At 52.5% G+C, this 12,948-nt stretch carries 10 protein-coding genes; 5 read left to right on the top strand and 5 right to left on the bottom strand.

The window, feature by feature from the left end; all coding sequences use genetic code 11:
• Positions 1–67: 67 nt before the first annotated feature.
• From SK38_RS12295 to SK38_RS12280, 4 genes are all read right to left on the bottom strand, one after another.
• A complete protein-coding gene (locus tag SK38_RS12295; protein ID WP_003830932.1) occupies positions 68–1,099 on the bottom strand; it encodes an ABC transporter substrate-binding protein in 1,032 nt (343 codons plus the stop codon).
• Positions 1,096–2,400: an MFS transporter family glucose-6-phosphate receptor UhpC gene (uhpC, locus tag SK38_RS12290; RefSeq protein WP_003830933.1), complete on the bottom strand. Its 1,305-nt coding sequence runs from the start codon at positions 2,398–2,400 to the stop codon at positions 1,096–1,098. The genes SK38_RS12295 and uhpC overlap by 4 nt, the downstream gene beginning before the upstream one ends.
• 85 nt (positions 2,401–2,485) lie before the next feature.
• The gene (locus SK38_RS12285; RefSeq protein WP_032942497.1) at positions 2,486–4,027 is read right to left on the bottom strand and encodes an MASE1 domain-containing sensor histidine kinase; all 1,542 of its coding nucleotides are present in this window, start codon (positions 4,025–4,027) and stop codon (positions 2,486–2,488) included.
• Positions 4,027–4,656 carry a response regulator transcription factor gene (locus SK38_RS12280; RefSeq protein ID WP_008783889.1) on the bottom strand — a complete coding sequence of 210 codons (630 nt, stop codon included), beginning with the start codon at positions 4,654–4,656 and terminating at the stop codon, positions 4,027–4,029. The genes SK38_RS12285 and SK38_RS12280 overlap by 1 nt, the downstream gene beginning before the upstream one ends.
• Positions 4,657–4,993: 337 nt before the next feature.
• Here SK38_RS12280 and tauA point away from each other — a divergent pair, with 337 nt between their 5' ends.
• The 4 genes from tauA to tauD are packed head-to-tail and all read left to right on the top strand — an operon-like array spanning position 4,994 to position 8,413.
• Entirely contained in the window at positions 4,994–5,956 is a 963-nt protein-coding gene (tauA, locus tag SK38_RS12275; RefSeq protein ID WP_048235996.1) for a taurine ABC transporter substrate-binding protein, read from the top strand.
• A gap of 14 nt (positions 5,957–5,970) precedes the next feature.
• Positions 5,971–6,738 (top strand): taurine ABC transporter ATP-binding subunit, encoded by a 768-nt coding sequence (tauB, locus tag SK38_RS12270; RefSeq protein ID WP_048235995.1) that lies wholly within the window; start codon positions 5,971–5,973, stop codon positions 6,736–6,738.
• Positions 6,735–7,565 (top strand): taurine ABC transporter permease TauC, encoded by an 831-nt coding sequence (tauC, locus tag SK38_RS12265; protein WP_008783892.1) that lies wholly within the window; start codon positions 6,735–6,737, stop codon positions 7,563–7,565. Before tauB ends, tauC begins: the two co-directional genes overlap by 4 nt.
• Positions 7,562–8,413, top strand: coding sequence for a taurine dioxygenase (gene tauD / locus SK38_RS12260; RefSeq protein ID WP_048235994.1), 852 nt, complete (start codon positions 7,562–7,564; stop codon positions 8,411–8,413). The genes tauC and tauD overlap by 4 nt, the downstream gene beginning before the upstream one ends.
• 77 nt (positions 8,414–8,490) lie before the next feature.
• On the opposite strand, the gene hemB is transcribed toward tauD, so the two are convergent.
• Positions 8,491–9,465: a porphobilinogen synthase gene (gene hemB, locus SK38_RS12255; RefSeq protein WP_048235993.1), complete on the bottom strand. Its 975-nt coding sequence runs from the start codon at positions 9,463–9,465 to the stop codon at positions 8,491–8,493.
• 500 nt (positions 9,466–9,965) lie between these two features.
• Between hemB and SK38_RS12250 the strand changes: the two genes are divergently transcribed.
• Complete coding sequence (locus SK38_RS12250; protein WP_048235992.1) at positions 9,966–12,878, top strand: autotransporter outer membrane beta-barrel domain-containing protein; 2,913 nt, start codon at positions 9,966–9,968, stop codon at positions 12,876–12,878.
• Positions 12,879–12,948 lie beyond the last annotated feature (70 nt).

Here is a 12,948-nt window from a genome sequence, read left to right as displayed (position 1 = left end):
GCGTTTCCGGTAATGTAGGCCGGGTAAGGCGTTTACGCCGCACCCGGCAAATGAACGCAACGTGGGCTTATTTACCCATCTTAACTTCGCTAACCCACTTATTGATCAACGCCTTACGTACGTCAGTCGAGCCGTACTTATCCATGTCGTAATTGATAAGCTTCAGGTCGTCGAGCTTCAGCGAGTTAGGGGAGGTCTCGGCGGTGGTGTTGGTCAGGATCTGATAGGATTTGCCTTTCTTCCACGCCAGCTCTTGCGCGTCTTTCGACAGCACCCAGTCAACGAACAGTTTGGCGTTGTCGACGTTGCGCGCGCCTTTCAGGATGCTGACGCCGCCGATTTCATACCCGGTGCCTTCGCAGGGGGAAATCAGCTCCAGCGGTGCGCCCTGTTCTTTTTCCAGCGAGTAGTCGTGCAGGAAGCCAATGCCGATAGCCGTTTCGCCGCGAGCGGCGTTACGCGCCGGGGCAATGCCGGATTTGGTGTATTGAGAGACGTTGGCATTGAGCTGTTTCAGGTAATCAAAGGCCTGATCTTCACCCCACAGTTGAGCAAAGGTCGCCAGCGCGGTGTAGGCGGTACCGGAGCTTTGCGGGTCAGCAATCTGGATTTCGCCTTTGTATTCCGGTTTGGTCAGATCCTTCCAGCATTTTGGCACCGGCAGGTTTTTCTCTTTCAGGCGCTGGGTATTAACGCCAAAGCCCAGAATACCGACGTAAACCGCCGAAGAGAGATTACCTTTGACCTTCGCGGGATCGCGGAATTTCTCCATGATCTGTTCGAGGTTTGGTGATTTATACGGCTGCAGCAGACCCATTTCACCGGCCTGGGATTGCGGATCCAGCGTACCGCCGTACCACACATCCGCCTGCGGGTTTTTCTTCTCTGCATCCACTTTCGCCAGCGTACTGCCCGAGCCGTTGCGAATGAATGAGGTTTTCACATCATATTTTTCACCGAAGGCTTTGGTTTCGGTTTCGCACATCTCGTTGGTGGCGCTGCAATACACCACCAGACGGCCCTGCGCCTGGGCTGCGTTGCTGAAGGCCGCCAGCGTCAGAGCGGAAGCAATCAGGGTAGAGGTAAGCGTCAGTTTCATTGTTTTATCCTTTGACTGAGAGAAGGGGTAATGCCCGCAATGAGCAACGGCATCAGCAATAAACCCATAAAGACAGCGGCAACCGAGAGCAAACTGAACATTCCCGACCAGCCGTAATGTTCTATGACCAACGACAGCGGCCAACCCGCCAGCGCGGCCCCCAGATAGGCGAAAAGCCCGAGAAAACCGGTAATTGAACCTGCCGCCGCTTTGTGTCCGCATTCAACGGCTGCGAGGCCAATTAGCATCTGTGGGCCAAACACAAAAAAGCCCACGGTAAAGAAACACACTGCCAGTAACGCGTAGTGGTGCACTGGTGCCAGCCACAGCGCGGCGACGGAAACCATCAGCCCCAGCGTGAACAGCAAAATCATCGGCGCACGCTGACCGCTGAACAGCAGATCCGATCCCCATCCGGCAAACAGCGCCCCCAGCAAACCGCCAACTTCGAATAGCATCACCGTGGCATTAGCGCTGAGCAGATTTACGCCGTGGCTTTCCGTCAGCCAGATGTTGCCCCAGTCGTTGAGCGCAATGCGGATCAAATAGACCAACACATACGATACGCCGAGCAGCCAGATCATCGGGTTTTTCAGCATGGTGGTACGTAACATTTGCCACAGCCCCATCGGCGGGCTTTGCTGTTCCTGACGTAGCTCCAGCGGGTCATGCCGCCATTCCCCAACCGTGGGTAATCCTTCTTCCTGGGGCGTGCCTTTCAATTGCAGGGTGAGCCAGATTCCCAGTGCCATACTGATTATCCCCGGTGCCAGCATGGCCGCCTGCCAGCCCCACCAGTGGGCGGCAAAAGCGCTAATCAGCGGGATAATGGCGCCACCGATGTTGATCGACATATTCCAGCAGCCCCACCAGAAGCCACGTTCGTTGCGCGAGTACCAGTGGGTCAGTAGTCGGGCACAGGGCGGCCAGCCCCAGCCCTGAAAAAATCCGTTCAGCGTCCAGACCACCAGCAGCAGCGTCAGCGATTCACCAAAGGCGAACAGCACGTTTAAAACGCCAGTGGCAAACAGACCAATACCCATAAATGCGCGCTGTCCGTGGCTGTCGTGCCACAGCCCGGCGGTGAATTTCGACAGACCATAGGTCAGATAAAACAGTGACCCGAGCAAGCCGATATCGCCCTTATCCAGACCCAGATCCGTTTGCAGCGCCGGGAGGACATAGTTAACGCTTTTGCGCGTCAGATAAAACGCGGCGTAACCAATTACCATACACATCAGCAGCCGGGGGCGTAGCGCCCGGTATTGTTGGTCTGTTTCGCTGGCTGAGCGTGTATGCATGGCAGTCTCCGTTTGTGCTGACTATAGGAAAGTGAAAGCAAAAGGGGATGAGAGAAAGTCCGCAGTGACTAAGACTTTTTCCTGGTTAGCGACTGGTTTGTTGCAAATTTGTGGGCAGGTTAACAATTACTCGCGTGCCGTTGTTTGATTCGAGCGTCAGTTCACCGCCAAGGGCGCTCACCCGCTCACGCATCCCCTGGATACCGAAACCGGGAATTTTTTCTGGCAGAATACCAACGCCGTTGTCAGCGACGTCCAGAAACAAGCAATGTTCCCGCTGGCGCAGCGTAATCGACACATCGCTGGCATCGGCATGTTTACAGACGTTATTGAGTAACTCCTGCAACAGGCGATACAGCGTGAAGCGCACCGTTTCGTTTTCTGGCGTATTTTCTAGCTGATAATCAAAGCGGCAGCGAATACCCCGTTCAGCAAAAGCAAATTCATTCACCAGATGATGTAGTGCATCTTTAAAAGACAGTTCATCGAGCGCGGGGGGGCGCAGCTGGCGCAGCAGCTGACGGGTGGAGTGGTGAATACGCCGGGCCAGGTCGTTGATTTGATTCGCAGCCTCAAGCGTTTGCTCACGACCCGGTGCGCGTTTGACCAGTTGCGACTGAATTTGAATGGCGGTGATGTTCTGACCAATTTCGTCGTGCAGTTCCCGCGCCAGGCTTTTGCGCGTGTTTTCTTCGGTGCGGATCAGCTGTTCGGTCAGCGCGCGACGCGCCGCCAGTTCGGTTTCCAGACGCTGGCGATAATGGTGCAGGTTTTGCGCCAGATGCTGCTGGCGGCTGATGGCGATCCCCAGCCCTATACCCAGCAGAGCCTGGGTGGCGAGGAAAATCTCCAGCTCCAGTAAGTTACTGAACCCGACGCCGATTTGCCGGGCGATAGTGATCATCATACTGCCGAGCAATCCTGACAACACGCCGCCCTGCCAGCCAAATTTCCACGCCATCACCACGTTTGGTAAAAACACCACGATTAGCAACAGGCGCTCGATCTCCGGCGACAGCACCATCTGAGTACCGATGCCAATAATAAAAAACAGGCTACACCAGATGATAAGCGAGGTGCGCAGCGGGGGATTGGTGGTATCCAGCCCGAGCAGATGATAGCGGTGCTGCTGGCGCAGAAATTCATAGATCAGATAAACAAACGGCGTCAGCAACACGCCGCCGGTAAACGACGCCAGGCCAATCAGCGTTGCCGGGCTCTGGATAAACGGTGAAAGCAGGGCGGTATTGAGCAATGAGGTGAGCGTTACGGCGGCCAGCAGCAGCGTTAAGCGTTGCCAGTAAAGGGGAAAGCGGTGCCAGTATGACTGGCCGATGCTCGCCGGAATCAGGCTAATTAACGGCGCAGCCAGCAGGATATAGCCATTCAGTAATTGCTCGCTGTGCAGCCAGAACAACATCAACACCGGCGGCAGTATCAGCGCGGGCCAGTAACGGCGAGAAAGCAGAATTAACAGCGCGAGATAGACGCCGTGCGGCAGAAATAGCGCCGCCTGCTGGCCGTTGTGGGTCAGATAAAACCCCAGCGTCCACAGCATCAGCCAGCCCGATCCCCAGGCCAGCAGAATAAACAGAGAAATAACCCAATGCCGAAGGCTACGCGACATTAATGCCCCGTCAATAGTTGGTGGTCGAGGGCAAAATGCACCAGATCGATGGTGCTGTGGCATTGCAGTTTGCCCAGCACGTTCGCCCGATGAACGTGCACCGTCTTGTGGCTGAGGTCGAGCTTGAAGGCGATCTCTTTTACGCTGTCACCTTTAACCAACAGATCAAACACTTCACGCTCGCGCGGGGTCAGAACTTCCAGAACCTGCGCGGGCTGCTCGCCGCCGCGTAGTGCACGCAGCGCATCGGCGCACAGGTAATGGCCGCCCATGCCTACTGAGCGTACAGCCTGCACCAGTTCTTCCGGGCCGCAGCGTTTGGTCAGGTAGCCGCTGGCGCCAGCGTCCAGCGCGCTTTGCACAAACGTGGGCGAGTCATAAATGCTGAGAATAATGGCGCGAAAACCGGGCTTCTGCGCCCGCAGTCGTTTTAACAGGCTCAGGCCATTTTCATCCGGCATGGCGATATCCATTACCGCGACGCTGACATCATCATGCAGAAGTGCAGGCCAGGCTTCCGCCGCGCTGCTGTACTGACCGGTAACGTTCAGATCGTCTTCGAGACTGAGTAATTGCGCAAAGCCGGAACGCACCACCACATGGTCATCCACCAGCACAACATGAATCATGATATTGCTCTCTTGCTGACAATGGCCTCTATGATGCCTGCCAGCGCCGCGCTGGCAATCATCGTGGCGCGGATATGTAACGAATGTAACAAAATCGCAATAATTTGCCGGGTGTTGTAGCGAGTGTAGGCCTGATAAGCGCAGCGCATCAGGCATTGATTGCCGGATGGCGGCGCAAGCGCCTTATCCGGCCTACGTTCCGTAATGAGCGAAATAGCTAACTATTGCCGCTTTTTTTCTAAAAACGCTTTGTTCTTAGCCAGAATTTTTAATTCCTTTATCAAAATGTGCCGCAACGAAATACTGCCTCCATAACAAGACAGGGGAGCAGACAATCATGGCTATTTCATCGCGTAACGCACTTCTTGCCGCACTGGCATTCATCGCATTTCAGGCGCAGGCGGTGAACGTCACCGTTGCTTATCAGACCTCCGCCGAACCTGCCAAAGTGGCGCAGGCGGACAACACGTTTGCCAAAGAGAGCGGGGCGACCGTTGACTGGCGCAAATTTGACAGCGGGGCGAGCATCGTTCGTGCGCTGGCATCCGGTGATGTGCAGATCGGTAATCTTGGCTCCAGCCCGCTGGCGGTCGCTGCCAGTCAGCAGGTGCCTATTGAGGTTTTCCTGCTGGCATCAAAGCTCGGCAATTCTGAGGCGCTGGTGGTGAAGAAAAACATCAGTAAACCGGAAGATTTGATTGGCAAACGCATTGCCGTGCCGTTTATTTCCACCACCCATTACAGCCTGCTGGCGGCGTTGAAACATTGGGGGATTAAACCCGGCCAGGTGGAGATTGTGAACCTGCAACCACCAGCGATCATTGCCGCATGGCAGCGCGGAGATATTGATGGTGCGTATGTCTGGGCACCTGCGGTCAACGCGTTGGAAATAGACGGTAAGGTGTTAACCGACTCCTCGCTGGTTGGCGAGTGGGGGGCACCGACGCTGGACGTGTGGGTGGTGCGCAAAGATTTTGCCGAGAAGCATCCTGAGGTGGTGAAAGCCTTTGCCAAAAGCGCTATCGATGCCCAGCAGCCTTATATCGCTAATCCTGATGAATGGCTGAAGCAGCCGGAGAATATCAGCAAACTGTCGCGTTTGAGCGGTGTACCGGAGGCGGATGTTCCGGGGCTGGTGAAAGGTAACACTTACCTGACACCGCAACAGCAAACCGCTGAGCTAACCGGCCCGGTGAACAAAGCGATTATCGACACCGCGCAGTTCCTTAAAGAGCAGGGCAAAGTCCCCGCTGTCGCGACAGATTACAGCCAGTACGTGACCGATCGCTTCGTGCAATAAATAAGGAGGCGATGATGCTGCAAATCTCTCATCTTGCCGCCAGCTACGGTGGAAAACCGGCGCTGGAGGATATCAACCTGACGCTCGATAGCGGTGAACTGCTTGTGGTACTCGGGCCTTCCGGTTGTGGGAAAACCACGTTGTTAAATCTGATTGCCGGGTTTGTGCCGTATCAGCATGGCAGCATCACGCTGGCGGGTAACAGGGTTGACGGTCCGGGGGCAGATCGCGGGGTCGTGTTCCAGAACGAAGGACTGCTGCCCTGGCGCAACGTGCAGGACAACGTGGCTTTTGGGCTGCAGCTGGCGGGCGTGGACAAGCCACAGCGTCAGCGTATTGCTCTGGAGATGTTGCAGAAAGTCGGGCTGGAGGGCGCGGGAAAACGCTTTATCTGGCAACTTTCCGGTGGACAACGTCAGCGCGTCGGCATTGCCCGGGCGCTGGCGGCCAACCCGCAGCTGTTGCTGCTGGATGAACCCTTTGGTGCGCTCGACGCCTTTACCCGCGAGCAGATGCAAACCCTGCTGCTGAAGCTGTGGCATGAGACTGGCAAACAGGTGCTGCTGATTACCCACGATATTGAAGAAGCGGTGTTTATGGCGACAGAACTGGTATTGCTGTCCCCAGGACCAGGCCGGGTACTGGAACGTCTGCCGCTCAATTTCGCCCGTCGCTTTGTGGCCGGAGAGTCGAGCCGCAGCATTAAGTCCGATCCGCAGTTTATCGCCATGCGCGAGTACGTGTTAGGTCGTGTCTTTGAACAACGGGAGGCATTCTCATGAGCGTGGTGATTAATGATAAACCCCGTCGCCAGCGGGTGCTGAACTGGCGCTGGCCGTTCTCGCGGCAGATTACCTTAAGCCTTGGTACGTTGGCCGTCATTCTGGCGGTGTGGTGGACGGTGGCGGCGCTGCAGTTAATCAGTCCGCTGTTTTTACCGCCGCCGGGACAGGTTTTACAAAAGCTGATCGTCATTGCCGGGCCGCAAGGGTTTATGGATGCCACGCTGTGGCAGCATCTGGCGGCCAGTCTGACGCGTATTGTTATCGCGCTGCTGGCGGCAGTGCTGCTGGGCGTTCCGGTTGGGATCGCGATGGGGCTGAGTCCGACGATGCGCGGCATTCTCGATCCGATCATTGAACTGTATCGTCCGGTTCCTCCCCTGGCCTATTTACCGCTGATGGTCATTTGGTTTGGCATCGGTGAAACCTCCAAGATCCTGTTGATCTATCTGGCGATTTTCGCCCCTGTGGCGATGTCGGCGTTGGCGGGGGTGAAAAGTGCGCAGCAGGTGAGAGTGCGCGCCGCGCAGTCGCTGGGGGCAAGCCGTGCGCAGGTGCTGTGGTTTGTTATTTTGCCGGGGGCATTACCGGAGATCCTCACCGGGTTACGCATCGGGCTTGGCGTGGGTTGGTCGACGCTGGTGGCAGCTGAACTGATCGCTGCCACGCGAGGGTTAGGATTTATGGTGCAGTCAGCCGGTGAGTTTCTGGCAACGGATGTGGTGCTGGCAGGGATCGCGGTCATTGCCGTTATAGCATTTATTTTAGAACTGGGTCTGCGCGCGCTTCAGCGTCGCCTGACGCCCTGGCATGGAGAAGTACAATGAGTGAACGTCTGAGCATTACCCCGCTGGGGCCGTACATTGGCGCACAAATCACTGGTGCGGATTTGACGCGTCCGCTGAGCGATAATCAGTTTGAACAGCTTTATCATGCGGTACTGCGCCACCAGGTGGTGTTTCTGCGGCAGCAGGTGATTACGCCACAGCAGCAGCGCGCACTGGCGCTGCGTTTCGGCGATCTGCATATTCACCCTGTCTATCCGCATGCCGAAGGGGTAGAGGAAATTATCGTACTGGATACCCATAACGATAATCCGCCGGATAACGACAACTGGCACACCGATGTCACCTTTATCGACATGCCGCCTGCCGGGGCGATTCTGGCAGCAAAAGAGCTGCCATCGGCCGGGGGAGACACTCTATGGACCAGCGGAATTGCCGCTTATGAGGCATTGTCTGAGCCGTTTCGTCAGCTGTTGAGTGGCCTGCGGGCAGAGCATGATTTCCGTAAATCATTCCAGGAATATAAATACCGCAAGACACCAGAAGAGCATCAGCGCTGGCTGGAGGCCGTCGCTAAACATCCACCGTTGCTACATCCTGTGGTGCGGACCCATCCGGTAAGCGGTAAACAGGCACTGTTTGTGAATGAGGGATTTACTACGCGAATTGTCGATGTGACGGAAAAAGAGAGCGAGGCGTTACTGAGCTTTTTATTCGCACATATCACCAAACCGGAGTTTCAGGTGCGCTGGCGCTGGCAGCCCAACGATGTGGCGATTTGGGATAATCGCGTAACACAACATTATGCCAATGCGGATTATCTGCCGCAGCGGCGTATTATGCACCGGGCGACGATCCTCGGGGATCAGCCTTTTTATCGGGCAGGGTGATTGTTGGTGGGGTTTTACTTATCGGGCCTGGAACTGTTGGCCCGATAAGGCGAAGTCGCCATTCGGCAACAAAGCGGTTAGCGCAGGATTTTTTTCTCAGCCAGATCCAGTGCGAAGTAACTGAAGATCAGATCCGCGCCAGCGCGTTTGATCGAGCCTAAGCTTTCCAGAACCACTTTCTCTTCATCTATTGCACCTGCCATCGCCGCGAATTTGATCATCGCGTATTCACCGCTGACCTGATAAGCGCCAATCGGCAGCTCGGTGCGCCCGCGGATATCACGCAGAATATCGAGATACGCGCCAGCAGGTTTCACCATCAGGCAGTCTGCGCCCTGGACTTCATCCAGCAGCGATTCGCGAATCGCTTCACGGCGATTCATCGGGTTCATTTGATATGTTTTACGATCGCCTTTCAGCGCCGTGCCTGCAGCTTCACGGAACGGGCCGTAGAAAGAAGAGGCAAACTTGGTGGAGTAGGACATGATCGCAGTATCTGTGAAGCCCGCGGCGTCCAGAGCCTGGCGAATCGCCTGTACCTGGCCGTCCATTGCGGCGGAAGGGGCGATGAAATCTGCGCCCGCTGCTGCGGCAACGACTGCCTGCTTGCCGAGGTTAGCAAGGGTTAAGTCGTTATCAACGCCGTGTTCGCATAATACGCCGCAGTGACCGTGCGAGGTGTATTCACAGAAACAGGTATCGGACATGACGATCATTTCCGGTACGGTCTGCTTACAGATACGCGACATGCGCGCCACCAGACCGTCTTCTTTCCAGGCATCGCTGCCGGTCTCATCGGTGTGATGAGAAATCCCGAAGGTCATGACCGAGCGGATGCCTGCATTAGCAATACGTTCGATTTCGCGCGCCAGGTGTTTCTCTGGAATGCGCATCACGCCGGGCATGGCGTCGATAGCTTTGTAATCGTCGAGTTCTTCTTCAACAAAGATCGGCAACACCAGGTCATTTAAGCTGAGTGTTGTCTCTTCAAACATAGCGCGCAGCGCAGGGGATTTGCGCAGGCGACGAGGGCGTTGGATTAGGTCTGTCATGGTATGCCTGATGTTTGTGGAATCGAAGGCCGTAGTATACCCGAACCTGAGGGCGAGGGGTTTACGAAAGTTGGCGTTATGCCGAGGTTATGTTGATGTTACCAATGCTTGGTATTATGTGTTATCTCTATTTTTGCAATTATGACTATTTTAAATAGTGATTAGTTTTATGGTGAATTTAGTTTAATTTAATTTTTAATTAAGTGGCGAGATTTAACGGTATTTATTTGCTGACGTTTGATTTTTAAGCTAATCATAATTTCAATATATTGTTTCGCCAATGGTTTTACATGTAACTGTCTAAAATAAAAATGATTTTTACGTTTATTTGCTGTTTCGAATAATTTGCATATCTATTGTCCGTAATCGGACTTAAACCAAAGAATAATTGAACCTTTCCTTTGTGAAACCGCATAATCTTCCCCGCGAAACATAAAATGTTTTCTTTGCATTGATAATTGATGGATCAACTATATTACGTCCCTGAGGAGGGATGACAAATGCACACTTGGAAAAAGAAACTTGTAGTCTCACAATTAGCATTAGCCTGCACTTTGGCAATCACTTCTCAGGCGAATGCTTCAACTTACGATACCTGGACCTATATTGATAATCCGACTACTGCTCTTAACTGGGATAGTATGGATGCAGCTGGTACTGTAGATGGTAACTATGTAAATTATAGTGGCTTTGTCTATTACAACAACACCGATGGCGATTTCGATCAATCTTTTAACGGTGACACTGTTAACGGTACGATTTCTACTTACTATCTGAATCATGATTATGCTGATGGTACAAATGGTAATCTGAACCAACTGGATATTGCTAATTCAGTTATTCATGGTTCGATTACTTCTATGCTTCCAGGTGGCGATCTTGGTCATAACGGTAGTTATGATGCTGGCTATGGTTACATTCAAGCTGGTGATGCTATTATCGACACGACATGGCATGACGGTGATATTTTCACTCTGAATATTGCTAATTCCACCATTGATGATGATTACGAAGCACTTTACTTCACCGATTACTATAAAGATGGTGATGTCACTAAATCCACTAATGGAACGTTTGACGTAAGCGAAGGTGTTGCTGTTAATCTTGATGTGGAAAGTAACATCAATATTTCCAACAACTCTCGCGTTGCGGGTATTGCCTTGTCTCAAGGAAGTACTTACAACGAAGCTTACACGACAGAATCCCATACTTGGGATAATAACATTAACGTCTCTAATTCTACCGTAACTTCCGGTTCAGATACCATTCTGGAAAGTTCCGGTTACGGTCACTTCGGCACTTCCAGTGAGCCGAGCGACTATACTGGTCCAGGTGATGCTGCATTGTCTTTCACTGATAGTAATGCATCTAACTACGCGATGAAGAATAATGTGTACTTCAGTGATTCTACGCTGATGGGCGATGTTGAGTTTGCCAGTACCTGGAATGCTAACTTTGATCCGACTGGTCATGATTCCAACGCTGACGGCGTGCTTGATACCAACGGTGGTTGGGCAGATGATAGCCTGAACGTCGATGAACTGAATCTGACTCTGGATAATGGTAGTAAGTGGGTTGGTCAGGCTACTATCGATGCTCAAACCATTTATCCAGCAAACATGTTTGATGTTGCTACCAATAGCCTGACTCCTGGTGGGGTAGCTGAAGCCAATGGTTGGGGACGTGTCGTTGACAATAAAGTATTCCAGAGTGGTGTGTTCAATGTAGCGTTAAACAACGGTTCAGAATGGGATACGACAGGGGATTCTCTGATTGATACCCTGACTGTTAATAATGGCTCTCAGGTTAATGTTTCTGATTCTGGTTTGAAATCAGATACCATTAATTTAACCAATGGTTCTTCACTGAATCTTGGTGAAGATGGTTATGTTGATACCGATCATCTGACAATTGACTCCTATAGTACTGTTGATCTGACCGAATCTACTGGCTGGAGTACTTATGCCAACCTGTATGCTAATACCATCACTGTGACTAACGGTGGTGTATTGGATGTGAACGTTGGTCAGTTTGATACTGAAGTTTTCAACACTGATAAACTGGAACTGACCAGTGGCAATTATGCTGATAATAGCAACCACGTGGTTTCCGGTGTATTCAACATTCACAGCAGCGATTATGTTCTGAATGCCGATCTGGTGAACGACCGTACCTGGGATACCACTCAGGCTAACTACGGTTACGGTACTATCGCAATGAACTCCGATGGTCACCTGACTATCAATGGTAACGGCGATATCAACAACGGCGACGAACTGGATAACAGCTCTGTTGACAACGTTGTGGCAGCAACCGGTAACTACAAGGTTCGTGTTGATAACGCGACTGGCACTGGTTCTGTTGCGGATTACAAAGGCAAAGAGCTGATCTACGTTAATGACGTGAATACCACTGCGACCTTCTCTGCAGCTAACAAAGCTGACCTGGGTGCTTACACCTATCAGGCACAGCAGCAGGGTAACACCGTTGTTCTGCAGCAGATGGAACTGACAGACTACGCGAACATGGCGCTGAGCATTCCGTCTGCTAACACCAATATCTGGAACCTGGAACAAGATACCGTTGGTACTCGTCTGACTAACGCGCGTCATGGTCTGGTTGATAACGGTGGTGCATGGGTTAGCTACTTCGGTGGTAGCTTCGATGCAGATAACGGCACCATTAACTACGATCAGGATGTTAACGGCATCATGGTCGGTGTTGATTCCAAAATTGATGGTAACAACGCTAAGTGGATTGTCGGTGCTGCAGCAGGCTTCGCGAAAGGTGATATGAGCGACCGTACCGGTCAGGTGGATCAGGATAGCCAGACTGCCTACATCTACTCTTCTGCTCACTTTACCAACAACATCTTTGTTGACGGTAACTTAAGCTACTCTCACTTCAACAACGATTTGACTGCTAACATGAGCAACGGTCAGTATGTTGATGGCAGCACCTCTTCTGATGCCTGGGGCTTTGGCTTGAAACTGGGTTATGACCTGAAACTGGGTGACGCAGGTTACGTAACGCCATACGGCAGCGTATCCGGTCTGTTCCAGTCTGGTGATGACTATAAGCTGAGCAACGACATGAAAGTTGACGGTCAGTCTTATGACAGCATGCGTTATGAACTCGGTGTCGATGCAGGTTATACCTTCGCTTATAGCGACGACCAGGCGCTGACCCCGTACTTCAAACTGGCCTACGTTTACGACGACTCTAACAACGATTCTGACGTAAACGGCGACTCTATCGACAACGGTGTAGAAGGTTCTGCGGTACGTGTTGGACTGGGTACTCAGTTCAGCTTTACCAAAAACTTCAGCGCATACACCGATGCTAACTACCTCGGTGGTGGCGATGTTGATCAAGACTGGTCTGCAAATGTTGGTGTTAAATATACCTGGTAAGACATCTCTTGTTGTTAAAGAAAAGATAATCTAACTCAGAAAAATGCCCGTCACGGATTTGACGGGCATT

Origin of the sequence: Citrobacter sp. MGH110 (genome assembly GCF_001037515.1) — a bacterium.
In the GTDB taxonomy this organism is placed as follows: domain Bacteria; phylum Pseudomonadota; class Gammaproteobacteria; order Enterobacterales; family Enterobacteriaceae; genus Citrobacter; species Citrobacter portucalensis.
The sequence above is the reverse complement of the archived record's forward strand: the minus strand, read 5'-3'. Positions and strand labels throughout refer to the sequence as shown.

Excerpts from the sequence above, each read along its gene's own strand:
- SK38_RS12250 (WP_048235992.1), top strand. The coding sequence starts at position 9,966 with ATGCACACTTGGAAAAAGAAACTTGTAGTCTCACAATTAGCATTAGCC.
- SK38_RS12280 (WP_008783889.1), bottom strand. The coding sequence starts at position 4,656 with ATGATTCATGTTGTGCTGGTGGATGACCATGTGGTGGTGCGTTCCGGC.
- tauB (WP_048235995.1), top strand. The coding sequence starts at position 5,971 with ATGCTGCAAATCTCTCATCTTGCCGCCAGCTACGGTGGAAAACCGGCG.
- tauD (WP_048235994.1), top strand. The coding sequence starts at position 7,562 with ATGAGTGAACGTCTGAGCATTACCCCGCTGGGGCCGTACATTGGCGCA.
- uhpC (WP_003830933.1), bottom strand. The coding sequence starts at position 2,400 with ATGCATACACGCTCAGCCAGCGAAACAGACCAACAATACCGGGCGCTA.
- hemB (WP_048235993.1), bottom strand. The coding sequence starts at position 9,465 with ATGACAGACCTAATCCAACGCCCTCGTCGCCTGCGCAAATCCCCTGCG.
- SK38_RS12295 (WP_003830932.1), bottom strand. The coding sequence starts at position 1,099 with ATGAAACTGACGCTTACCTCTACCCTGATTGCTTCCGCTCTGACGCTG.
- tauC (WP_008783892.1), top strand. The coding sequence starts at position 6,735 with ATGAGCGTGGTGATTAATGATAAACCCCGTCGCCAGCGGGTGCTGAAC.
- tauA (WP_048235996.1), top strand. The coding sequence starts at position 4,994 with ATGGCTATTTCATCGCGTAACGCACTTCTTGCCGCACTGGCATTCATC.
- SK38_RS12285 (WP_032942497.1), bottom strand. The coding sequence starts at position 4,027 with ATGTCGCGTAGCCTTCGGCATTGGGTTATTTCTCTGTTTATTCTGCTG.